Annotated in this window: 19 protein-coding genes; 8 read left to right on the top strand and 11 right to left on the bottom strand. The window is 59.6% G+C overall.

What is annotated here, in order from left to right:
* Window positions 1–288: 288 nt before the first annotated feature.
* Complete coding sequence (mtnA, locus tag ACOYXE_RS01850) at window positions 289–1,365, bottom strand: S-methyl-5-thioribose-1-phosphate isomerase (RefSeq protein ID WP_160058958.1); 1,077 nt, start codon at window positions 1,363–1,365, stop codon at window positions 289–291.
* Window positions 1,366–1,473: 108 nt separating this feature from the next.
* On the opposite strand from mtnA, the gene ACOYXE_RS01845 reads away from it, so the two are divergent.
* The 5 genes from ACOYXE_RS01845 (at window position 1,474) to ACOYXE_RS01825 (ending at window position 6,377) form a co-directional block, all read left to right on the top strand.
* Window positions 1,474–2,808, top strand: coding sequence for a TRZ/ATZ family hydrolase (locus ACOYXE_RS01845; RefSeq protein WP_460927474.1), 1,335 nt, complete (start codon window positions 1,474–1,476; stop codon window positions 2,806–2,808).
* A gap of 57 nt (window positions 2,809–2,865) precedes the next feature.
* On the top strand, window positions 2,866–3,564 hold the full coding sequence (gene ubiG / locus ACOYXE_RS01840; protein ID WP_007908399.1) for a bifunctional 2-polyprenyl-6-hydroxyphenol methylase/3-demethylubiquinol 3-O-methyltransferase UbiG: 699 nt from the start codon (window positions 2,866–2,868) through the stop codon (window positions 3,562–3,564).
* Between the two features lie 4 nt (window positions 3,565–3,568).
* On the top strand, window positions 3,569–4,240 hold the full coding sequence (gene mupP / locus ACOYXE_RS01835) for an N-acetylmuramic acid 6-phosphate phosphatase MupP (protein WP_160058960.1): 672 nt from the start codon (window positions 3,569–3,571) through the stop codon (window positions 4,238–4,240).
* 108 nt (window positions 4,241–4,348) lie between these two features.
* Window positions 4,349–5,089, top strand: coding sequence for a YciK family oxidoreductase (locus ACOYXE_RS01830; RefSeq protein WP_460927471.1), 741 nt, complete (start codon window positions 4,349–4,351; stop codon window positions 5,087–5,089).
* 361 nt (window positions 5,090–5,450) lie between these two features.
* The gene (locus ACOYXE_RS01825) at window positions 5,451–6,377 is read left to right on the top strand and encodes a GGDEF domain-containing protein (RefSeq protein WP_077574025.1); all 927 of its coding nucleotides are present in this window, start codon (window positions 5,451–5,453) and stop codon (window positions 6,375–6,377) included.
* Between the two features lie 135 nt (window positions 6,378–6,512).
* Here ACOYXE_RS01825 and ACOYXE_RS01820 read toward each other — a convergent pair whose 3' ends face one another.
* From ACOYXE_RS01820 to ACOYXE_RS01790, 7 genes are all read right to left on the bottom strand, one after another.
* A complete protein-coding gene (locus ACOYXE_RS01820; RefSeq protein ID WP_405123112.1) occupies window positions 6,513–7,274 on the bottom strand; it encodes a TenA family transcriptional regulator in 762 nt (253 codons plus the stop codon).
* Window positions 7,275–7,353: 79 nt separating this feature from the next.
* Window positions 7,354–9,813, bottom strand: a complete 2,460-nt coding sequence (locus ACOYXE_RS01815; RefSeq protein WP_160058963.1) for an EAL domain-containing protein — start codon at window positions 9,811–9,813, stop codon at window positions 7,354–7,356.
* 201 nt (window positions 9,814–10,014) lie between these two features.
* A complete protein-coding gene (locus ACOYXE_RS01810) occupies window positions 10,015–11,841 on the bottom strand; it encodes an ABC transporter ATP-binding protein (RefSeq protein ID WP_460927468.1) in 1,827 nt (608 codons plus the stop codon).
* A complete protein-coding gene (locus ACOYXE_RS01805) occupies window positions 11,834–12,436 on the bottom strand; it encodes a DsbA family protein (RefSeq protein WP_460929767.1) in 603 nt (200 codons plus the stop codon). The genes ACOYXE_RS01810 and ACOYXE_RS01805 overlap by 8 nt, the downstream gene beginning before the upstream one ends.
* A gap of 35 nt (window positions 12,437–12,471) precedes the next feature.
* Complete coding sequence (gene trhO / locus ACOYXE_RS01800; RefSeq protein ID WP_322844371.1) at window positions 12,472–13,413, bottom strand: oxygen-dependent tRNA uridine(34) hydroxylase TrhO; 942 nt, start codon at window positions 13,411–13,413, stop codon at window positions 12,472–12,474.
* Window positions 13,414–13,576: 163 nt separating this feature from the next.
* The gene (locus ACOYXE_RS01795) at window positions 13,577–13,882 is read right to left on the bottom strand and encodes a BolA family protein (RefSeq protein ID WP_160058967.1); all 306 of its coding nucleotides are present in this window, start codon (window positions 13,880–13,882) and stop codon (window positions 13,577–13,579) included.
* Between the two features lie 12 nt (window positions 13,883–13,894).
* Window positions 13,895–14,416, bottom strand: coding sequence for a DUF2059 domain-containing protein (locus tag ACOYXE_RS01790; protein ID WP_016986973.1), 522 nt, complete (start codon window positions 14,414–14,416; stop codon window positions 13,895–13,897).
* A gap of 193 nt (window positions 14,417–14,609) precedes the next feature.
* Here ACOYXE_RS01790 and ACOYXE_RS01785 point away from each other — a divergent pair, with 193 nt between their 5' ends.
* A complete protein-coding gene (locus ACOYXE_RS01785; protein ID WP_007908383.1) occupies window positions 14,610–16,004 on the top strand; it encodes a class II fumarate hydratase in 1,395 nt (464 codons plus the stop codon).
* Window positions 16,005–16,108: 104 nt separating this feature from the next.
* On the opposite strand, the gene ACOYXE_RS01780 is transcribed toward ACOYXE_RS01785, so the two are convergent.
* On the bottom strand, window positions 16,109–17,068 hold the full coding sequence (locus ACOYXE_RS01780; RefSeq protein WP_160058969.1) for a DMT family transporter: 960 nt from the start codon (window positions 17,066–17,068) through the stop codon (window positions 16,109–16,111).
* A gap of 210 nt (window positions 17,069–17,278) precedes the next feature.
* Here ACOYXE_RS01780 and ACOYXE_RS01775 point away from each other — a divergent pair, with 210 nt between their 5' ends.
* Window positions 17,279–17,473 (top strand): DUF6316 family protein, encoded by a 195-nt coding sequence (locus ACOYXE_RS01775; RefSeq protein ID WP_405123109.1) that lies wholly within the window; start codon window positions 17,279–17,281, stop codon window positions 17,471–17,473.
* A gap of 135 nt (window positions 17,474–17,608) precedes the next feature.
* Here ACOYXE_RS01775 and ACOYXE_RS01770 read toward each other — a convergent pair whose 3' ends face one another.
* On the bottom strand, window positions 17,609–18,793 hold the full coding sequence (locus ACOYXE_RS01770; RefSeq protein ID WP_460927463.1) for a thiolase family protein: 1,185 nt from the start codon (window positions 18,791–18,793) through the stop codon (window positions 17,609–17,611).
* 102 nt (window positions 18,794–18,895) lie between these two features.
* Complete coding sequence (gene pap / locus ACOYXE_RS01765) at window positions 18,896–20,410, bottom strand: polyphosphate:AMP phosphotransferase (protein WP_160058972.1); 1,515 nt, start codon at window positions 20,408–20,410, stop codon at window positions 18,896–18,898.
* A gap of 172 nt (window positions 20,411–20,582) precedes the next feature.
* Between pap and mnmC the strand changes: the two genes are divergently transcribed.
* Complete coding sequence (mnmC, locus tag ACOYXE_RS01760) at window positions 20,583–22,562, top strand: bifunctional tRNA (5-methylaminomethyl-2-thiouridine)(34)-methyltransferase MnmC2/FAD-dependent 5-carboxymethylaminomethyl-2-thiouridine(34) oxidoreductase MnmC1 (RefSeq protein WP_460927461.1); 1,980 nt, start codon at window positions 20,583–20,585, stop codon at window positions 22,560–22,562.
* Window positions 22,563–22,565: the final 3 nt, after the last annotated feature.

Raw genomic sequence — 22,565 nt, 5'->3', positions numbered from 1 at the left:
AGCTGCCTCGGAAAACGCCGGATGTTATCACAAAGGCCGCCACGCACCTATCCCCCTGATGCGCATGGAGCATAGTTAGTTGACCGGTGACAGGCTTAAAGGGGACGAGAGAGGCTCAGAGCTTCTTTGAATGCAGAAATGGGGCTCGGTTTAGCGATGTTTATTGACATTTATGGGCACAAACACCTGTAGGAGCTGCCGAAGGCTGCGATCTTTTGATCCTGACCTGTAAAAAGCAAGATCAAAAGATCGCAGCCTTCGGCAGCTCCTACATTGAGCAGGCCAGCATCAATGCAGGCGTTTGCGGCACATCAACTGGGCCATTTTCGCGGTGTCCGGGCGCTCGACAATGCCTTTTTCGGTAACGATCGCGTCAATGAGATCCGCCGGCGTCACGTCAAACACCGGGTTGAACGCTTCAACGTCCGCACCGACCCGCTTGCCGCCGACTTCCAGCAACTCGGCACCATCACGTTCTTCGATCGGGATGTCGTCACCGCTGGCCAGATTCATGTCGATGGTCGAACTCGGCGCCACCACCATGAAACGCACGCCGTGGTGCATGGCGTTGACTGCCAGTTGATAGGTGCCGATCTTGTTTGCCACGTCACCGTTGGCGGTGATGCGATCCGCACCGACGATCACCCAGGTCACACCCTTGGTTTTCATGATGTGCGCAGCGGCGGAGTCGGCATTCAGCGTCACCGGGATACCTTCGTTGGCGAGCTCCCACGCAGTCAGGCGCGAGCCCTGCAGCCATGGACGGGTTTCGTCGGCATAAACACGTTCGACCATGCCTTCCAGATAAGCCGCACGAATCACCCCCAGCGCCGTGCCGAAACCGCCAGTGGCCAGCGCGCCTGTATTGCAGTGGGTCAGAATCGCCTGAGCATTGCCCTGGTGCTTGCGAATCAGGTCCACACCCAGTTGCGCCATGGTCAGGTTGGCTTCGCGGTCGCTTTCGTGAATGGCGATGGCTTCGGCCTCCAGCGCCGCCAGCGGATCGGCGTTTTCCTTCAGGCGGTCGAGGCGATCGTGCATGCGACCCAAGGCCCAGAACAGATTGACCGCTGTCGGACGAGAATCCGCCAGCAAGGCGAAATCCTCTTCCAGCGCCGCGTACCAGTCACCACCCTCAGCAATCCGCGTGCGCGCCGCGAGCACGATGCCATAGGCCGCACTGATGCCGATGGCCGGTGCGCCACGCACCACCATCGAGCGAATCGCCTCGGCCACGCCAGCGGCGCTGGTGTAGGCAATCCAGGTTTCCTCGAACGGCAAAATACGCTGATCCAGCAGGTGCAGCGCGCCGTCTCGCCAATCGATGGCCTTCACTTTCTCCGCAGCCAACAGTCGATCGCGCATCCCACACCCCGCACTCATGAACAAAAGCCGCCGATTATAGCGATCCCCCCGCGAAGACGCTCGGGTATACTTCGCCATCCTTTACAAAAGCACTGGAACCGACCCTCGATGCCGAAACCTGCCATTGCGCTCGACTTATTATTGCTGCCGACCTGGCTGGTACCCGTCGAACCTGCAGGCGTTGTGCTCAAAGAGCACGGCCTGGGCATCCGCGACGGTCGCATCGTGTTTATCGGCCCGCGCGCCGAAGCATTGAAGTGTAACGCCACGGAAATCCGCGAACTGCCGGATGTGCTGCTTGCCCCCGGCCTGATCAACGCTCATGGTCACGCGGCGATGACACTGTTCCGTGGCCTGGCCGATGATCTGCCGCTGATGACCTGGCTGGAAAACCACATCTGGCCGGCCGAGGCCAAATGGGTCGATGAAGCTTTCGTCCGTGACGGCACCGATCTGGCCATTGCCGAGCAGATCAAGGGCGGCATCACTTGCTTCTCGGACATGTATTTCTTTCCGAAAGTCGCCAGCGAACGCGTGCATAACAGCGGCATTCGCGCGCAAATCGCGATTCCGATCCTTGATTTCCCGATTCCGGGCGCCAGCAGTGCAGATGAAGCCATTCGTCAGGGCGTCGAGTTGTTCGGCGACTTGAAGCATCACGAACGGATCAAGATCACCTTTGGCCCTCATGCACCGTACACCGTCGGCGACGAGAACCTGGAGAAAATCCGCGTGATTGCCGAGGAACTGGACGCCTCGATCCACATGCACGTTCACGAAACCGCGTTCGAAGTTCAGCAGTCACTGGAGCAGCGCGGCGAACGTCCGCTGGCGCGCCTCGGCCGCCTCGGTCTGCTCGGCCCGCGCTTCCAGGCCGTGCACATGACTCAGATCAGCGAGGATGACCTGGCGTTGCTGGTAGAAAGCAACACCAGCGTGATTCATTGCCCGGAATCCAACCTGAAACTCGCCAGCGGCTTCTGCCCGGTCGAGCGTTTGTGGCAGGCTGGGGTGAATGTCGCGGTCGGCACCGATGGCGCCGCCAGCAATAACGATCTGGATCTACTCGGCGAAACCCGCACCGCCGCCCTGCTGGCCAAAGCCGTCGCCGGCTCCGCCACCGCGCTGGACGCTCATCGGGCACTGCGCATGGCCACCCTGAATGGCGCGTGCGCACTGGGGATCGAGACGCAAGTCGGTTCACTGGAAATAGGCAAAGCCGCCGACATCGTCGCTTTCGACCTGTCCGGCCTGGCGCAGCAACCGGTGTACGACCCGGTTTCGCAGCTTATCTATGCCACCGGTCGCGATTGCGTGAAACACCTGTGGGTCGCCGGCAAACAACTGCTCGACGACCGCCGCCTGACACGACTGGACGAAGAGCAACTGGGCGCCACTGCCCGGGCCTGGGGCCAGCGCATCAGCGGCCACACCGAATCGTAAACGCCCGGGCGCAAACGCCTGGGCTACAGCCTTTTTTCAAGTTTCAGAGGATTTAACATGAGCAACGTCGACCACGCCGAAATCGCCAAATTCGAAGCCCTGGCCCATCGCTGGTGGGACCGCGAAAGCGAATTCAAACCACTGCACGACATCAACCCGCTGCGGGTCAACTGGATTGACGAGCGGGTCAATCTGGCCGGCAAGAAAGTCCTCGACGTCGGTTGCGGCGGCGGCATCCTCAGCGAAGCCATGGCCCAGCGTGGCGCCACCGTAATGGGCATCGACATGGGCGAAGCGCCACTGGCAGTCGCGCAACTGCATCAGCTGGAATCCGGCGTCAGCGTCGAATACCGCCAGATCACCGCCGAAGCCCTGGCCGAAGAAATGCCCGAGCAGTTCGACGTGGTGACCTGTCTGGAAATGCTTGAGCACGTACCTGATCCATCGTCGGTGATCCGCGCCTGCTTCCGCATGGTCAAGCCCGGCGGCCAGGTGTTCTTCTCGACCATCAACCGCAACCCGAAGGCGTACCTGTTCGCCATCATCGGCGCCGAATACATCATGAAGCTGCTGCCGCGCGGCACCCATGACTTCAAGAAATTCATTCGCCCGTCCGAGCTGGGCGCCTGGAGCCGCATGGCCGGCCTGACCGTCAAGGACATCATCGGCCTGACCTACAACCCGCTGACCAAGCACTACAAACTGGCCAACGACGTTGACGTCAACTACATGATCCAGACCCTGCGCGAGGAATAAGCCGATGGCCATCAGAGCAGTTCTTTTCGACATGGACGGCACCCTGCTCGACACGGCGCCGGACTTCATCGCCATCTGTCAGGCGATGCGCGCGGATCGCGGCTTGCCGCCGATCAACGACAAGCACATCCGCGACGAGATTTCCGGCGGCGCCAAGGCCATGGTCGCGGTGACGTTCTCGATGGACCCGGAGTCGCCGGGCTTCGAAGAACTGCGTCTGGAGTTCCTCGAGCGCTATCTGGTCGGTTGCGCCGTACACAGCAAGCTGTTCGACGGCATGGGCGAACTGCTCGCCGACATCGAGAAGGCCAACCTGATCTGGGGCGTGGTGACCAACAAGCCGTTGCGCTTTGCCGAGCCGATCATGCAACAGTTGGGACTGTCCGAGCGTTCGGCGCTGCTGATCTGCCCGGATCACGTGAAAAACAGCAAGCCGGATCCGGAGCCGTTGATCCTTGCATGCAAAATGCTTGATCTGGATCCGGCGACGGTTCTGTTTGTCGGCGATGATCTGCGCGATATCGAATCGGGGCGCGATGCCGGTACGAAAACGGCGGCGGTGACATTTGGCTACATTCACCCGGACGACAACCCGCGGCATTGGGGCGCGGACGTGGTGGTGGACCATCCGTCGGAGTTGCGCAAGGTGCTCGATAGCGCGCTTTGCAGCTGCTGATCAACGTCAAAAGATCGCAGCCTGCGGCAGCTCCTCCAGAACAGTGATCATTTGTAGGAGCTGCCGCAGGCTGCGATCTTTTAGCTATTAATGGATTGTGAGGTTTTTATGTTTGATTATTCCGCTCGTCCCGAATTGCTCAAGGATCGGGTCATTCTGGTCACCGGTGCCGGTCGTGGCATTGGCGCGGCTGCGGCGAAAACCTACGCCGCCCATGGCGCTACGGTATTGCTGCTGGGCAAGACCGAGGCCAATCTGGCGCAGGTGTATGACGAGATCGAAGCTGCCGGGCATCCGCAACCGGCGGTGATTCCGTTCAACCTGGAAACCGCCCTGCCCCATCAGTACGATGAACTGGCCGCGATGATGGAGACCGAGTTCGGCCACCTCGACGGTTTGCTGCACAACGCTTCGATCATCGGCCCACGCACGCCGATCGAGCAGTTGTCCGGCGAAAACTTCATGCGCGTCATGCAGGTCAACGTCAACGCCATGTTCATGCTGACCAGCACCCTGCTGCCGCTGCTCAAGCTGTCACAAGACGCCTCGGTGGTGTTCACCTCCAGCAGCGTCGGCCGCAAGGGTCGGGCGTACTGGGGCGCCTATGGCGTGTCGAAGTTCGCCACCGAAGGCCTGATGCAAACCCTGGCCGATGAAGTTGACGGTGTGGCGCCAGTTCGCTCCAACAGCATCAACCCGGGCGGCACCCGCACCAGCATGCGCGCACAAGCCTATCCGGGCGAAAACCCGCTGAACAATCCGACACCGGAAGAAATCATGCCGGTCTACCTGTACCTGATGGGCCCGGACAGCACCGGCATCAACGGTCAGGCGTTCAACGCGCAATAACTGCCATACGTCGCATTTGTTGCCGCGGCAGATTCCTGTCGCGGCATGCATTTGCCGCCCGAGAGCGTCACAATCCAGTCAATTTTCCAGCACCCACCTCCCACCTTCAAAGCCAACCCATTGATTGCAAACGGTTTAAATAAAACCGAACCGAATGGCACGACTTTCGCTCTAATTTCCCTCAAAGCAAGCCGCGTGAAGGCAATGGGGCGAAGCCGATTTCGATAGCTGACTAATCGTCATCCGGCAGACTAGACTTACGCCAAACGTCCTACGGGACTGATGGATCAGTATGACGCGCAGCCCATAGCCGCTCTCACCCAGCCTGTAAGACGGACTTACCGCTAAGGGTTCACGCCATATGAAATCACCCTCCCAGACCAATGCAATTGACTTTGACAGTGCCAAATTGCAACGCCTGGGCTTTGGTCAACTGCCTCCCCTTCTGGAGCGACCGGCCAGCCTGGCGCAATTGCGCCAGCAAATGAGCCTGCAACTGCAGACCAGCCTTGAGCCGCAACGCATCCTCGGTCTGTTTTTCCGCGAAGTTCAGCGCCTTGTGCCGCTGGACGCGCTCAGTTACGTGCACCAGGGCAGCGATTTGCGCCTGGAGTTCGGCACCCGCGGCCACCATTCGATCAGCTATAGCCTCAGTCACGAAGGCGAGCACATGGGTGAACTGATATTCCGCCGCAATCAGCGCTTCAACGAACAGGACCAGGGCAACCTTGAATCGCTGTTGTCGTCGCTGCTGTACCCGATGCGCAATGCTTTGCTCTACCGCGCCGCCACACAGAGCGCCCTGCGTGATCCGTTGACCGGCGCCGGCAACCGTATCGCCATGGAGCAGACCTTGCAGCGCGAGATCGACATGTCGCGTCGGCATGTGCAGCCGCTCTCGGTGCTGATGCTCGACATCGATCACTTCAAACGGGTCAACGACAGCCATGGTCACAGCGCCGGCGATGACGTACTAAAAGCCATCGCCGCGACCATCAAGGCGCAACTGCGCAACGTCGACATGGTGTTTCGTTACGGTGGTGAAGAGTTTTTGGTGCTGCTGTCCAATACCAGCCGGGATGCGGCGGCAATGGTCGGCGAACGTCTGCGTTATGCGACGCAGGCAGCTGAATATTATGCGGACGGGCAGTTGATCGAATTGACTGTGAGCCTGGGATGTTCGACGTTGTTGCCGGGCGAATCGGCCGACAGCTTGCTGCGCCGCGCTGACAGTGCGTTGTATGTGGCCAAGCGTGAAGGTCGCAACCGGTTGGCGATGGCGGGCTAAGGCTTTCCAACCAACACAAAACAGTGTGGGAGCGAGCCTGCTCGCGAATGCAATCTGACATTCAACCATGAGTTGACTGACGGACCGCTTTCGCGAGCAGGCTCGCTCCCACATTGGTTTTGCGTTAAGCCGAAATCAGCTCTCGACTACGGCCCTGCGCTCTCGGTTGACCAACAAGCGTTCCGACGTCTCAAGCTGCATACAACGCTCCAGAAACAGATACATGTAGTCGTAGCTCTTGCACACAGCCTGACGCAGTTCGGTTTGCAATGCCTTGCTCGGGTTCATCCCGGCCAGGGTGCAGATGATTTCCAGCGCTTCCCAAGGGTGAGCATCGTCGTACTGGGCATGCATCTTCAACCACTTCATCGCGCGCTTGCGATCCTCTTCGGGAAACGCTGCGGCGTACACGCCGGTGGAGCAGACCAGCGCCGACCACTCCCCGGTCGCGCCTTCGATGGCATAGTTGGTAGCGGCGATGGCCACAATCAGTGAGTCGGCTGAACTGGTGTGCCAGCACCAATGACTCAAGGCATGCAGTTCCGGCGGCACTTGCTGGGCCTGAAGGTCTTCCAGACTGACGCCATGGGCACGACTCCAATGCACCCAGTAATCGGCGTGATTGAGTTCAACGCGGATATTGCGCATCAGCCAGCGCCGCGCCATGTCTTCGCCCGGGTGACGGGCAAATCTGGTTTTGGTGAGGTTCTGCGCCATGTACAACGCAAACTGCTCAACCACCGGCCAGCCCCCGATCAGGTACTGACGCATGGTTCTGGCGCTGAGTTTGTTATCACGCATGCGCAGGTAAAGTTCATGTTCGACAACCCGGCGCTTGCTCTCGCTGCAATCCTCAATGAGCTGTTGTGCCCATTCTGGATAACTTGCAGCTTCCATGAGTGGTCCGGTTCGGTTGAATGTGTCGATCACTGTTCGGCTCCTTTTGATTTGTGATTGTAAGGATCGGCGAGAGACTTCAACGGAACGTGCCAGGCGCTTTGAATAACAGCGGTTGCGGTCTGGCGGGCCGACTTTGCAAACTGTCACAGGTAAACAACTGTGGGCGTTCTATAACATAACCCTGAGCGTAATCCACACCAATCTCAAGCAATGCCTGCTCGATCTGGGTTGTTTCAACAAACTCGGCAATTGTCTGCTTACCCATGACATGCCCGATGTGATTGATCACTTCGACCATTGCGCGGTTAATCGGGTCGTCCAGCATATCCTTTACGAAACTCCCGTCGATCTTCAGGAAGTCTACAGGCAAATGTTTCAGATAAGCGAACGAAGACATTCCGGCACAAAAGTCATCTAACGAAAAGTAGCAACCTAACCCTTTGAGTTCATTAATAAATCTTATTGCGCTGCCCAGATTTGCAATTGCACTGGTTTCTGTAATTTCAAAACAAATCATTTCAGGCGGTATTGCATAGTTAACAAACTGCTCGCGCAGAAAGTGCAAAAACGCGTCATCTCCTATAGTAATGCCTGACAGATTAATCGCACACATTGCTAATGGCTCTTGATGTTCTTGCGCAATACATTGAGCAATAACCTTGAATACGTTCTGAACTACCCAACGATCCAGTTGACTCATCAAACCATAGCGCTCGGCAGCGGGAATGAAACTGTCCGGCAGGATCATCCGTCCGGCTTCATCATGCAGACGCAGCAGAATCTCGATGTGCCCACCCTTGTTGTCGCCCGGTTTGAGCGGGGCGATTTCCTGGGCGTACAGACAAAAACGGTTTTCCTCCAGCGCCATGTGCAGACGCTGTACCCAGGCCATTTCGCCAAAGCGCAGCGACAGCTCGGAATCGTCGGCGTGATAGACCTGCACACGGTTGCGGCCTTTCTCCTTGGCCATGTAACAGGCCATATCGGCCGCACGCAGTGAGGCTTCGAGGGTCGTCGGGGTTTGTGCGATATGCACCAGACCAATGCTCACAGTGGTCAGGAACGGCCGCCCCTTCCAGACAAAATGCAGATTCTGCACAGTCTGGCGCAGCGCCTCGGCAATCTTCTCCGCCGCGTCCGGTGCGCAGTTCTCCAGCAAAATTCCGAACTCATCACCCCCGAGTCGTGCCAGCGTGTCCCCCTCGCGCAACCCTGATTGCAGCAGCGTGCAAATGTGCCGCAACAACTCATCACCGGCGGCGTGACCACAGGTGTCGTTGACCAGTTTGAATTGATCGAGATCGAGGAACATCAGCGCATGCCGACCGGAATGGCGCGTGAGGTTGTGCAGTGCCTGCTCCAGGCGATATTCGAACTCGCGGCGGTTGGCCAGTCCGGTCAGCGCATCATGGGTGGCCTGCCACGACAGATTGGCGATGTATTGCCGCTCCTGAGTCATGTCGTGCAGCACCAGCACCGTACCGCTGACCTTGCCGGCATTGCGGATCGGTGCGCCGACCAGCGTCACCGACAACGTCGTGCCATCCAGGCGCTGGATCAGTTTCGAATGCTCGCTGCCGCCACTGAGCTGGCCACTGAGAATGTGCTCGATCAGCGTCAGGCCTTCGGCCTGGGCATTGTCGTCGAGCAAATTGAATAGCGCTGCCAGCGGCAGCCCGGCCGCCTGCTCGGCTTTCCAGTGGGTCATGGCTTCGGCAGCTGGGTTCATGTAATCGATGGCGCCGCTGACATCGGTGGTGATGACGCCATCACCGATCGAATGCAGCGTGACGTGCGCCCGATCTTTCTCCAGTTGCAGCGCCTCGGCAAAGGCGTGACGCTGCTTGAGCAGTTTGTGTGTGCGCCACAAGGCCAGAACGATCAACCCCAGCGCCGTGGCCAGGTTGGTGAACAGCAGCAGACGCATGATCATTCGCGAGCCTTCGCCCAAGGCATCGCTGAAAGCCTTCGCTGCTGGGGTGACGCCGTCATTGATGGCGAAAATCCGTGCCTTCCAGCGCTGGATATCAGCGCTGCTGGCGGTGTTATCTGAAATGCTGCGGTGCATCTCCTGCGCCACGTCATCCAGCTCGACCAGATAGGCGTCACCGACGGTCCAGCGATCGATGGCGGTTTCCAGATAACTGAAATGGCGGAAGTTGAGGTATAGCCAGATCAGGCTGGAGACGTCGTCCGGGTGGTTGCCGCCCTTGAGAATACCTTCGCGCGCAGCGGCCAGATCCGGCGGTTGATGATCCAGCGCCAGACGCAACTGATGCCCGCCTTGCGGCACGGCAATCGCGTTGCGGTATTTGAGCAAAATGGCCTCGTCGCGGCTATCGGCATACAGATTGAGGTAGTAGATCGCGTCTTTCTGACCCTTGGACCAGAGGCTTTCACCGGCGACGTAACCGCGAACGGCCGAGAGCACGTAAAGACTCACGCCGCCCAATAACGCTTGAAATAACACGACGGCAATAAATGGCCAGACGATGCCCAACAACCGTGGCGTTCCGAGAGTCCGCTTTTGCTTCATGAGATCCCTTGCGCAAGCACTGCCAGATGAACACCGGAAAATCCCGCTCCTGACAGCTCAGCCTAGGCTAATTTTCGACAAGTCAAAGGGACAGCTATGCCGTCCTCTAGGTCGATTGTGCACATGGCTGGTCTGCTTGAGCGTTCCGGTTGAATTTACTCAATGCAATTCAAGCACTAAGCACAGAAACCGGAACGAAACTCAAGGGCGCTGGATCTGCTGCAGGTGACCATAGAGCTTGGCATACAGACCGCCATCGGCGATCAGCTGCTGGTGATCGCCGTCCTCAGCGACCTGACCGCCATCGAACACCAGCACGCGATCAGCCTGTTTCACCGCCGACAGTCGATGAGCAATGATCAGTGTGGTGCGGCCATTGAGGAAGCGCGCCATGGCCTGATGCAGGTTGTACTCGGTGGCGGCGTCGAGGGCCGAAGTGGCTTCGTCGAGGATGACGACTTTCGGCTCGGCGAGGATCATCCGGGCGATGGCCAGGCGTTGGCGTTGCCCGCCCGACAAGCGCACGCCGGAACGGCCGACAATACTGTCCAGGCCATTGGGCAAAGCACGGATGGTCGCTTCGAGCTGAGCGATTTCCAGTGCCTGCCAGCACGCTTCATCACTGCGAGTGCGGCCCATGGTCAGGTTGGCGCGCACGGTATCGTTGAACAGCGCCGGGTGTTGCAGCACCACCGCGACGTTTTCGCGAACCGTGTCGAGGCCGATCTCCTGCTGGGTCGAACCGCCGAAACGGATGGTGCCGGCCAGCGGCGTGTACAGCCCGAGGAGCAATTGCACCAAGGTACTTTTGCCACCGCCACTGGCGCCAACAATCGCGACTTTTTCACCGGGAGCAATCGACAGATTCAGTTGATCCAGCACCAGTTCATCACCGTAGCCGAAGCTCAGGCCTTGCACCTGAATGCCGACGGTGTCACGCCCCTTGAACGGATCGACACCGCCGGAATATTGCGGCTCATCGGCACGTGCCAGCAGTTCGTTGATCCGCGCCAGCGCCCCGCCCGCCGCGTAATAGGCGTATTGCAGATTGAGCAGTTGTTCGACCGGGCCGATCATGAACCACAGGTAGCTGAACACCGCGAGCATCTGGCCGATCGACAGATCGGAGAACAACACCGTGAGCATCGCCGCCGCACGGAAAATGTCGATACCGAACTGAAACAGCAGACCACTGGCGCGGTTGGAGGCGTCGGTTTTCCACTGCGAGTTGACCGCGTAATTACGCACCTCCTGCGCACGCAGGCCGAGTCGCCCGAGGAAGAAACCCTGACGGTTGCCAGCACGGATTTCCTGAATCGCATCGAGGGTTTCGCTCAACGCTTGAGTGAAGCGTGAGGTGCTGTCGTTCTCGAGTTTCTTCAGGTGTTTGACGCGTTTTCCCAACTGCACCGTGGCGTAGATCACCAGCGGGTTGAACAGCAGAATCAGCAGCGCCAGTTTCCAGTGCATCCACATCAGAATGCTCGCGGTACCGACCAGCGTCAGCATCGCCACCAGAAAACGGCTGAGGGTTTCGCCGACAAATTTGTCGAGGGTATCGAGGTCCGTGACCAGGTGCGTGGTCACCGTACCGCTACCCAGGCTTTCGTATTCGCCGAGGGAAATACGCTTGAGGCGTTCGATCAGACGCACGCGAATGCGATAGACGATGTCTTTGGCCAGCCGGGCGAACAGCCGTGACTGCAACACGCCGAAGCTCAGTGAGCCACATCGCAACGTCAGGGTGACCAACAGCATCAGACCGATGTAACCCGCCGCCTGCTGCCACATCGTCGGCAACACATGGTTCATCACTTTCAGTGCCGCGTCGCCGTGGCCGAGCAGGACTTCGTCCACCAGCAATGGCAACAGCAATGGGATCGGCACGCTGCACAACGTCGCCAGCACAGCCACACCGTTGGCGATCCACAGGGATTTTTTGTGAGTGAGTGCCAGTCGCCGGACTTCTGCCCAGCTCAGCCGGTCGACACGCTTTACGGCTGGCGTGTCATCGGCCGAATCAGACACAGGCCGCACGCTCCAGCCATCGACCCAGTAACGGCGACAGTTCACTGAGCGGTTGATAGCCGTTGGTCAGCAGCGCCAGTTGACCGTTACGCTCGGCCAGCATGGTCGGGAAACCGGCGATACCGAGATCCTGTACCCAACTGAAATCGGCCTGAGTCGCTTTGTGTTGATCGGCATGATCAAACAACGCAGCGAATTCGATACGCGGCACGCCGGCCTGCTCTGCCAATTCCACCAGCACACTGGCCTGGGTGACATCGCGACCTTCTGCGTAAAACGCCTGCTGGATCAGACCGACCAGTGTCCACGCGCAGTCCGGCGCCAGGCTGCGCGCGGTGACGATTGCGCGGCAGGCCGGCTCGGTGTCGTAGACAAAACCGTCGGGCAACGCGCCGTCAAACTTGAACGGCTGGCCGGTGGCCTCGGTGACCGCTTGCCAATGCTCAAGAATGTAGCGACGCGTGGTCGGCTCCAGCGCCGAACCGCTGCCGGTGCGCAAACCGCCGACCACCAGATGCAACTCGACCCCGGCTGCTTGCGCCTGCTCGACCAATGCCTTGGCCACCGGAGCAAATCCCCAGCACCACGAACACATCGGATCCATCACATAGAGCAGGCGCGCAGACATGGTTAAGCCTCGGTGGATGCTTGCTTGTAGTTGTAGCCGATCGGGTGCGGCATGTTGCGTGCCTTGGCCAGTTCGATCTGCTTCTGCCGATCGATGGCGCTGCGGCGGGTCTTCTCGCTCAGCTTGTCCCAGCAATGCGGGCAACTGATGCCAGCGACGTAATGCTCGGAGGCGCGATCTTCAACACTGACCGGTGTGCGGCAGGCATGACATTGATCGTAGTCGCCTTCGCTGAGGTCGTGACGCACGGTCACGCGGTTGTCGAACACAAAGCAGTCGCCCTGCCACTTGGTTTCCTCCTGCGGCACCTCTTCAAGGTACTTCAGGATGCCACCCTTGAGGTGGTAAACCTCTTCGTAGCCTTCGCTGAGCATGTAGCTCGAAGCTTTTTCGCAGCGAATGCCACCGGTGCAGAACATCGCGACCTTTTTGTGCACGGCCGGGTTGAAGTGTTCTTTGATGTAGTCGGGGAATTCGCGAAAACTGGTGGTTTTCGGATCGATGGCGCCTTCGAAGGTGCCGATCGACACTTCGTAATCGTTGCGCGTGTCGATCAACAGCACTTCCGGGTCGCTGATCAACGCGTTCCAATCTTGCGGATCAACGTAAGTGCCGACCTTTTTGTTCGGGTCGACGCCTTCGACACCGAGGGTGACGATCTCTTTCTTCAGTTTGACTTTGGTGCGATAGAACGGCTGCTCGTCGCAGTACGACTCTTTGTGATCGATGTCGATCATGCGTGGGTCGTTCTTCAGCCAGGCGAGCAGGCCATCGATGCCTTCGCGGCTGCCGGACACCGTGCCGTTGATGCCTTCTTCGGCGATCAGCAGGGTGCCTTTGATCTGGTTGTCGACCATCGCTTGCAGCAGAGGCTCGCGCAGGTTGACGTAATCTTCGAGGGTGACGAACTTATACAGTGCCGCCACGACAATCGGTTGTGTCATGGGTATTTCTCCAGGTGGCTACCCTCGCAAAGGGTGAACCGGATTCAAAAAAAAACGCGCCGGGTGAGCGGCGCGTTGCGGATTCTAGCAAAAAAGCAGCTTCAAGCGGCGAGCTTCAAGCGACAAGCCAAGAACACTCGCCTTTAACTTGCAGCTTGCCGCTTCAAGCTTGCGGCTGCCGTCCTCCGGCACAGGTTGGCGACGCCGGGGCGGCGCCAGTCTCTGCCCATTCCTGCGGGGTGTAGGTGTGCAGCGCCAACGCATGGAATTCGCCCATCAACTCGCCGAGCGTGCCGTAGACTTTCTGGTGACGCTTGACCCGGTTCAGGCCGTCGAACTGCGCGCTGACCACCACTGCCTTGAAGTGCGTCTGTAACCCGCGACTGTGCATGTGGCTTTCATCCAGCACTTGCAGGTGCTCAGGCTGAAGCAGGCCCAGCGTCGATTCGATGCGTTGTTGCATGGTCATCACGAACTCCGCTTACTTCTTCTTGGCCGGCGCAGCAGCGCCTTTCGGGTCAAGCTCTTTGGTCATGTCGTCGAGCAACTTGTTGACGACTGGCACGGCGCTTTCCAGTTTGGCTTGGGTCATCTGGGCCGATTGCTGGGTCAGCTGCGGCATTTTTTCCAGGACTTTCTTGCCCAGTGGCGACTGGTAGAACGCGACCAGGTCTTTCAGCTCGGATTCGCTGAAGTTAGTGGTATAGAGCTTGACCATGTCAGGCTTGAGCTTGTTCCAGCCAATGGCCTGGTCCAGAGCGGCGTTGGCCTTGGCCTGGTAGGTTTCCAGCACGGCTTTCTTGGCTTCCGGGGCTTTGGTCTGTTCGAAACGCTGAGCGAACATTTGCTGCACTTGCATGTACACCGGAGTGCCCAGCTTGTCAGCGTGCGCCAGGGTCAGGAAAGCTTCAGCACTGGCGTTGTGGCTGGCGGTATCGGCAAGCACCTGGCCGCTGGCGCAAACCAGTGCAACCGCGGTGCAGATGGCACGAAGACGAGTCATCGAGTTTCCTTTTCAGCTAGGCGAGGTAAAACCCCAAGGGCGACCATTCTGCGCCTAAAAAACCTTGTCGCTCAACCCCCGAGCCTTGCCGCGCTTGATTGACCGGGTTTTGCCGGTCAACAATCGGTTCGATGGAACCACCCGGGCCGAAGCCGGCCTAAACTGCGCAAACAGACCAACAGGAGTGTGCACGATGAGCCGTATCGAAACCGACAGCCTGGGCCAGATCGAAGTCCCGGACGACGCCTACTGGGGTGCTCAGACGCAACGCTCGCTGATCAACTTCGCCATTGGTCAGGAACGCATGCCGCTGCCGGTCCTGCACGCCCTGGCCCTGATCAAGAAAGCCGCTGCCCGCGTCAACGACCGCAACGGTGACCTGCCCGCCGACATCGCCCGCCTGATCGAACAGGCCGCCGACGAAGTCCTCGATGGCCAGCATGACGACCAGTTTCCGCTAGTGGTCTGGCAGACCGGCAGCGGCACCCAGAGCAACATGAACGTCAACGAAGTGATCGCCGGTCGTGCCAACGAACTGGCCGGTAACCCGCGCGGCGGCAAAACGCCGGTGCACCCGAACGATCACGTCAACCGCTCGCAAAGCTCCAACGACTGCTTCCCCACCGCGATGAGCATTGCCACCGCGCAAGCCGTGCAGGAACAACTGCTGCCGGCGATTGCCGAGCTGTCCGGTGGCCTCGCCGAACTGGCGGCGCGGCACATGAAACTGGTGAAGACCGGGCGCACGCACATGATGGACGCGACGCCGATCACCTTCGGTCAGGAGCTGTCGGGTTTCATCGCGCAGCTGGATTACGCCGAGCGCGCAATCCGCGCCGCGCTGCCGGCGGTGTGTGAACTGGCTCAGGGCGGCACCGCGGTCGGTACCGGGCTGAATTCGCCACACGGTTTTGGCGAGGCGATTGCCGCAGAACTGGCGGCGCTGTCCGGCCTGCCCTTCGTCACCGCGCCGAACAAGTTCGCCGCCCTCGCCGGCCACGAACCGCTGACCAGCCTGTCGGGCGCGCTGAAAACCCTCGCCGTGGCGCTGATGAAAATCGCCAACGACCTGCGTCTGCTCGGCTCCGGGCCACGCGCAGGTTTTGCCGAAGTGCGCCTGCCGGCGAATGAGCCGGGCAGTTCGATCATGCCGGGCAAGGTCAACCCGACCCAGTGCGAAGCGCTGTCGATGCTCGCCTGTCAGGTGCTGGGCAACGATGTGACCATCGGCATTGCCGCCAGTCAGGGTCACTTGCAGTTGAACGTGTTCAAACCGGTGATCATCCACAACCTGTTGCAATCGATTCGTCTGCTTGCCGACGGTTGCAGCAACTTCCAGCAGCACTGCATCGCCGGGCTGGAGCCGGATGCCGAGGTCATGGCCAGACATCTGGAACGTGGGCTAATGCTCGTGACCGCGTTGAACCCGCACATCGGCTATGACAAGTCTGCGGAGATTGCCAAGAAGGCCTACAGCGAAGGCCTGACCTTGCGTGAGGCGGCGTTGGCGTTGGGGTATCTGACGGATGAAGAGTTTGATGCGTGGGTGCGGCCGGAGAACATGATCGAGGCTGGTGCCAAGGGCTGAGTTTTGTAGCGTTTCTTAATAAGTCATCGCGAGCAGGCTCACTCCTACAGGGGGAATGCGTTCCAAATGTAGGAGTGAGCCTGCTCGCGATGGCCCTGACGCGGTTAGCCTGCTGCCATCTTCATCCGCCGCGCCTTCAACCCGGCAATCAACGAAGGCCCCAACGCCACCAGTGCCGACCCCAGTACCACCAGCACCGCCCCGCCATAGCCCAGCGCATTGATCTGCTCGGCACGCACATATTCGGGCCAGATCCCGGCCGCAATCGCCACGGCACCAAACGTTACCAACGGCGTAATCGCCAACGTCGCACTGACCCGCGACGCCTCCCAGTGCGCCAGCGCCTCAGCGAACGCGCCGTAGGCAATCAGCGTGTTCATGCAGCATGCCAACAGCAGCCAACCCTGCAGCGGACTCAGATTCAACGCTTCGAGCGGATGCACCCACGGCGTCAGCAACAGTGCACAGAACAGATAGATCACCATCATCACCTGCAGCGAATTCCACACCGTCAGCAATTGCTTCTGGCCCAGCGCATAGAAGGTCCACACCGTCGACGCCAAAAGCACCAGCAAAACCCCTGCGGTGTAATCCGACAGCGAGGTCAGCAGCTCGGCCAGGCGCTGATTGAAGAACAACACAAAACCGATCAATAGCACCGCCAGACCAATGCCCTGACCGATACTGAAGCGTTCCTTGAACACAAACAGACTGGCGATCAGCAACATGATCGGGCCCATCTGCACCACCAGTTGTGCGGTGCCGGGGCTGAGCAGATTGAGACCCATCAGGTACAACACATAGTTGCCGACCAGCCCGAGCACCGCCATCAGCACCAGCCAGCCACCCTTGGGCCCGAGCACTTTACGGCTGGGCAGGCGCTTCACTGCCGCCAGATAGATGAACAGACAACCACCGGAAACCAACAGACGAAACCAGGTCACCGTCACCGGGTCCATCACCAGCAAGACTTGTTTGAGTTTGATCGGCAGGATGCCCCACAGAAACGCGGTCAGCAGCGCCAGGAACAGACCGTAGACCCAGCGACCGGATGAAATGTGCATGCGAACCTCAAAGCCTGCTGACAAGTGCGCCCATTCTAGGCGCGCGATCAGACGGGTCACAGGGACAGTTAAGGCCAGGACGCGAATAAAACTGTGCAGGTCGCAGCATTAAATTGGCGTGCCGCCGTTGATCGGCTGGACGGGCGCGTCAAGTGCTTCAGGCATAAGCTCATTGGATCCCTTCCAGCACATCAGCCAAGGAGACCGATCATGTTAGGAATGCGCGCCCGCGACGGCGCCCCCGAAATGCACTTTCGCAGCGACCGGGTGTGCCGGATCAATGGCGAACTGTTTTTCAGCACTCGGGAAAATACCCTTGAAGGGCCGTTTGAGAATGCCGAGAAGGCTGAGCAGGAAATAAAGGCTTATATCGCGCGGATGCAGCTACAGGATAACAACCGGTAAACCCGGTCGATCCCTTCGCGAGCAGGCTCGCTCCCACAGGATTGGGGTGAACATGAAAACTATGTACACCCTTAACCCATGTGGGAGCGAGCCTGCTCGCGAAAGCGGTAGATCAGACACCAAACAGGTCAGTGCTTAGCGAACCGCCTCAAACAACCCGGTAGCGCCCATCCCCCCGCCCACGCACATCGTGACAATCCCATAACGCAGATTACGCCGCTGCAACTCGCGCACCAGATGCCCGACCTGCCGCGATCCGGTCATGCCAAACGGGTGGCCAATGGAAATCGAGCCGCCGTTGACGTTGTACTTGTCGTTGTCGATCTCCAGCCGATCCCTGCTGTACAGGCACTGCGAAGCAAACGCCTCGTTCAACTCCCACAAGTCGATATCCGCCACTTGCAAACCCTTGGCCTTGAGCAGTTTCGGCACCGAGAACACTGGACCAATGCCCATCTCGTCCGGTTCACAACCGGCCACGGTGAAACCACGGAAAAACGCTTTCGGCTTGAGGCCCAGTTGCAAGGCTTTTTCCAAGCTCATCACCAGTGTCATCGAGGCACCGTCGGACAGCTGAGACGAGTTGCCCGCCGTCACCGAACCGTCCTCGGCGAATACCGGTTTTAGTCCAGCGAGGCTTTCGTAAGTGGTGTCCGGGCGGTTGCAATCGTCGCGATCCACCACGCCATCAAGAATCTGCACTTCACCGGTGTTCTTGTCCTCGACACGATACTTGACCACCATCGGCACGATTTCATCGTTGAACAGCCCGGCGGCCTGCGCCGCCGCAGTGCGAATCTGACTTTGCAGGGAGTAACGATCCTGCGCTTCACGGCTCACGCCATAACGTCGCGCGACCACTTCGGCAGTCTGGCCCATCGTGTAATAAATACCCGGCGACTGCTGCTTGAGCACAGGGTTGATCAGGAGATCGGTGTTGACGCTTTTCATCGTCAGGCTGATCGACTCGACGCCGCCGGCGACAATGATGTCGCTGCAACCCGAGGCAATCTGGTTGGCGGCAATCGCGATCGCCTGCAAGCCTGAGGAACAAAAACGGTTGAGGGTCATGCCGGCGGTGCCGGTGCCCAGACGCGAGAGCACCGCGACGTTGCGGCCGATGTTGTAACCCTGCGCGCCTTCGTTGGAGCCGGCGCCGACGATGCAATCCTCGACGCTGGCCGGGTCGATGTCGTTGCGCTCAAGCAGCGCGTTGACGCAATGAGCCGCCATGTCATCGGGACGGGTCTGGTTGAACTTACCGCGAAAGGATTTGGCCAGGCCAGTCCGCACACTGTCGACGATCACCACTTCACGCATGGCATACCTCATTGTTCTGGTCAGTTGAGAGTGGACCGAGCATAAGTCCACCGCATCAACCACCGCGACAATCATTCACCCCGCGTATGCGCGTCTATCGGCTCAGTCCTTGTGCTTCTTCGCGTGCTTGTCGGATTTCTCGAAAGCCTCTTCCAGGGCACGGTTGATCGTACGCAGCACTTTGACCCGTGCCCAGCGCTTGTCATTGGCTTCAACCAAGGTCCACGGCGCGATCTCGGAGCTGGTGCGATCGACCATATCGCCGACGGCGGCACGGTATTCATCCCACTTGTCGCGGTTGCGCCAGTCGTCCTCGGTGATCTTGAAGCGCTTGAACGGGATCTCTTCGCGTTCCTGGAAACGCTCCATCTGCGTGTCCTTGTCGATGGCCAGCCAGAACTTGACCACGATGACTCCTGCGTCGGCCAGTTGCTCTTCAAAATCGTTGATCTCGCCATAGGCGCGCAACCAGTCGGCCGGCGTGCAGAAGCCTTCGACGCGTTCGACCAGCACGCGCCCGTACCAGGAGCGGTCGAACACGGTGAACTTGCCGCGCGCCGGAATGTGCCGCCAGAAACGCCACAAGTATGGCTGCGCACGCTCCTCTTCAGTCGGCGCGGCAATCGGCACGATGTTGTATTGACGTGGATCGAGCGCCGCCGCCACCCGGCGGATCGCCCCGCCCTTGCCCGCCGCGTCGTTGCCTTCGAACACCGCCACCAACGCGTGGCGGCGCATGCGTTTGTCGCGCATCAGCCCGGACAGGCGCGCCTGCTCGGTGATCAGTTGTTCTTCGTAGTCTTTCTTCTCAAGGCGCTGGGTCAGGTCGAGACTGTCGAGCAGGTTCAACTGATCGACCGGTGTACCCAACGGCGCGGCGCTGACATCGTGCGGATGCACGTCCGCACGCTTCAGCGCATTTTGCAAACCTTCGAGGAGAATCTTGCCGACCGCCAGGCTACGGTAGTTGGCGTCAGCGCCTTCGATCACGTGCCACGGCGCGTAATCACGGCTGGTACGGCGCAGCACGCGCTCGCCGTATTTGACGAACTTGTCGTAGGTTTCTGATTGCTGCCAGTCCAGCGGGCTGATGCGCCAGCTGTGCAGCGGATCATCGGCCAGTGCTTTGAGCCGGGCCTTCATCTGTTTCTTGGACAGGTGAAACCAGAACTTGAAGATCAGCGCGCCTTCATCACAGAGCATCTTTTCCAGACGCTCGGCGCCGGCGATTGCCTGATCCAGACGCGGATCCTTGAACAAGCCATGCACCCGCCCCTGCAGCATCTGGCTATACCAATTGCCGAAGAAAATACCCATGCGCCCCTTGGCCGGGAGCATCCGCCAGTAGCGCCACGCCGGAGGCCGCGACAACTCTTCATCAGTCTGCTGATCGAAGGTGCGCACTTCGATCAGGCGCGGGTCCATCCACTCGTTGAGCAACTTGACCGTCTCGCCCTTGCCCGCACCTTCAATACCGTTGATCAAGATGATCACCGGGAAACGCTTCTGCTGCTGCAACTCGAACTGCGCTTCGAGCAAGGCTTCACGCAATGCCGGGACGGCCGCATCAAACGTGTCTTTGTCGATGGCGTGACCGATTTCAGCGGATTCAAACATGGGACGGCTCCTTCCAGGATTCAGCAAGACTAGCGGATTGGGCATAGCAACGGCGCAGAAATTCCCGCGAGCGACGGATTGTCCGCGAGTCAGTGACCGCAAGCCTTGCCATGGATCAAGCAGCCCCTGCGCGATCGGCTAGAATGGCCGCCTTGTCGTTGCCGAGCCTGCCATGAAACCTGTATTGCCCCACGCCCAACTCGACTGGGATGACCAGGGACGCCCGCGTTCGCGGGTGTTCGATGACGTGTATTTTTCCGACCAATCAGGTCTGGATGAAACCCGTTATGTGTTCCTCGAACAAAACCGTCTGGCCGAGCGCTTTGCGGCGTTGCCGGCAAGCGGTCGGTTGGTTATTGGTGAAACCGGCTTTGGCACCGGGCTGAATTTTCTCTGTGCCTGGCAGCTGTTCGAGCAGCATGCAGTGGCCGGTGCGCGGCTGCATTTTGTCAGCGTCGAAAAATACCCGCTGAGCCCGGCCGATCTGCAACGGGCCTTGGCCTTGTGGCCGGAACTCAAGCCGTTGGCCGATCAGTTGCTGGCGCACTACGTGGCAATCCATCAGGGTTTTCAGCGCATCACGTTGGCCAACGGCCGCGTGACGCTGACGCTGTTGATCGGCGATGCACTGGAGCAGCTGCCGCAGCTCGACGCGCAGATCGACGCATGGTTTCTCGACGGTTTCGCCCCGGCGAAAAACCCTGACATGTGGACCGCCGAACTGTTTGTCGAACTGGCACGGCTGGCCGCGCCCGGCTCGACTATCAGCACCTTCACCAGCACCGGTTGGGTACGGCGTTTGCTGAATGCCGCCGGGTTCAAAATGAAGCGCACGCCGGGCATCGGCCACAAGTGGGAAATCCTCCGGGGCGAATTTCTCGGCTGGCCAGCGCAGGTGTCGCCGCCTGCTGCGCAAAAGCCGTGGTTCGCGCGCCCTGCCCCGATTGTCGGTGAGCGTCGTGCGCTGGTGATCGGCGCCGGTCTGGCGGGATGTGCCACGGCGTCCAGTCTGGCCGCACGCGGCTGGCAGGTCTCGTTGCTGGAACGCCATGAAGCCGTGGCGCAAGAAGCTTCCGGCAATCCACAAGGTGTGCTGTACCTGAAGTTGTCTGCCCACGGCACGGCGCTGTCGCAACTGATCGTCAGCGGTTTCGGTTACACCCGCCGTCTGCTGGAAACCCTGCAACGCGGCACCGATTGGGACGATTGTGGTGTGCTGCAACTGGCGTTCAATGCCAAGGAAGCCGAGCGCCACGCGCAACTGGCTGAGGCCTTTCCCGAAGATCTTTTGCAATGGCTGGATCAGCCCGAGGCGCAAGCCCGCGCCGGGGTCGGCGTTAGCCATGGCGGTTTGTACTATCCCGAAGGTGGCTGGGTGCATCCGCCGGCGCTGTGTCAGACACAAGTGGCGCAACCGAACATCGAATTGCTCAGCCACCGTGAAGTACTGGAACTGCACAAGGTTGACGATCAATGGCAAGCCTTCGACGGCGACCGTTTGATTGCCAGCGCAGCGGTCGTGGTGCTGGCCGGTGCGGCCGAAATCAAACGCTTCGCGCAAAGTGCCGAGTTGCCACTCAAGCGCATTCGCGGGCAAATCACTGGTCTCGCCGAAACCGCCGGCAGTCAGACGCTGGCCACCGTGGTCTGTGCCGAAGGCTATGTCGCCCCGGCCCGATTGGGCGAGCACACCCTCGGTGCCAGTTTCGATTTCAACAGCGATGACCTGACGCCGACCACCGCCGAACACCAAGGCAATCTGCTGATGCTCGAAGAGATCTCCAGCGACCTCGTCGAGCGCCTGAACATCCGCGAACAGGCAGTCGAAAACCTTCAGGGCCGCGCGGCTTTCCGCTGCACCAGCCCGGACTATTTGCCGATTGTCGGCCCCCTCACCGATCGCGATGCCTTCCTCGAGGCCTATGCCGTCCTGAGCAAGGATGCCCGGCAAGTGCCGGACATCGTCTGCCCGTGGCTCGACGGTCTGTACGTCAACAGTGGCCACGGTTCGCGGGGCCTGATCACCGCGCCACTGTCCGGTGAGCTGCTCGCCGCGTGGCTGGACAACGAACCGTTGCCGCTGCCCAGAAGCGTGGCCGAAGCCTGCCACCCCAACCGTTTCGCACTACGTCGGTTGATTCGCGGCAAGTAGATC

This window comes from Pseudomonas sp. MC6, from assembly GCF_054790575.1.
The sequence above is the reverse complement of the archived record's forward strand: the minus strand, read 5'-3'. Positions and strand labels throughout refer to the sequence as shown.

Bases quoted from the DNA above. Each gene is read 5' to 3' on its own strand.
- mupP (WP_160058960.1), top strand. From the start codon at position 3,569: ATGGCCATCAGAGCAGTTCTTTTCGACATGGACGGCACCCTGCTCGAC.
- ACOYXE_RS01845 (WP_460927474.1), top strand. From the start codon at position 1,474: ATGCCGAAACCTGCCATTGCGCTCGACTTATTATTGCTGCCGACCTGG.
- ACOYXE_RS01815 (WP_160058963.1), bottom strand. From the start codon at position 9,813: ATGAAGCAAAAGCGGACTCTCGGAACGCCACGGTTGTTGGGCATCGTC.
- mtnA (WP_160058958.1), bottom strand. From the start codon at position 1,365: ATGCGCGATCGACTGTTGGCTGCGGAGAAAGTGAAGGCCATCGATTGG.
- ubiG (WP_007908399.1), top strand. From the start codon at position 2,866: ATGAGCAACGTCGACCACGCCGAAATCGCCAAATTCGAAGCCCTGGCC.
- ACOYXE_RS01775 (WP_405123109.1), top strand. From the start codon at position 17,279: ATGTTAGGAATGCGCGCCCGCGACGGCGCCCCCGAAATGCACTTTCGC.
- ACOYXE_RS01825 (WP_077574025.1), top strand. From the start codon at position 5,451: ATGAAATCACCCTCCCAGACCAATGCAATTGACTTTGACAGTGCCAAA.
- ACOYXE_RS01780 (WP_160058969.1), bottom strand. From the start codon at position 17,068: ATGCACATTTCATCCGGTCGCTGGGTCTACGGTCTGTTCCTGGCGCTG.
- ACOYXE_RS01790 (WP_016986973.1), bottom strand. From the start codon at position 14,416: ATGACTCGTCTTCGTGCCATCTGCACCGCGGTTGCACTGGTTTGCGCC.
- mnmC (WP_460927461.1), top strand. From the start codon at position 20,583: ATGAAACCTGTATTGCCCCACGCCCAACTCGACTGGGATGACCAGGGA.
- ACOYXE_RS01785 (WP_007908383.1), top strand. From the start codon at position 14,610: ATGAGCCGTATCGAAACCGACAGCCTGGGCCAGATCGAAGTCCCGGAC.
- ACOYXE_RS01770 (WP_460927463.1), bottom strand. From the start codon at position 18,793: ATGCGTGAAGTGGTGATCGTCGACAGTGTGCGGACTGGCCTGGCCAAA.
- ACOYXE_RS01795 (WP_160058967.1), bottom strand. From the start codon at position 13,882: ATGACCATGCAACAACGCATCGAATCGACGCTGGGCCTGCTTCAGCCT.
- trhO (WP_322844371.1), bottom strand. From the start codon at position 13,413: ATGACACAACCGATTGTCGTGGCGGCACTGTATAAGTTCGTCACCCTC.
- pap (WP_160058972.1), bottom strand. From the start codon at position 20,410: ATGTTTGAATCCGCTGAAATCGGTCACGCCATCGACAAAGACACGTTT.
- ACOYXE_RS01805 (WP_460929767.1), bottom strand. From the start codon at position 12,436: ATGTGTTCGTGGTGCTGGGGATTTGCTCCGGTGGCCAAGGCATTGGTC.
- ACOYXE_RS01830 (WP_460927471.1), top strand. From the start codon at position 4,349: ATGTTTGATTATTCCGCTCGTCCCGAATTGCTCAAGGATCGGGTCATT.
- ACOYXE_RS01820 (WP_405123112.1), bottom strand. From the start codon at position 7,274: ATGGAAGCTGCAAGTTATCCAGAATGGGCACAACAGCTCATTGAGGAT.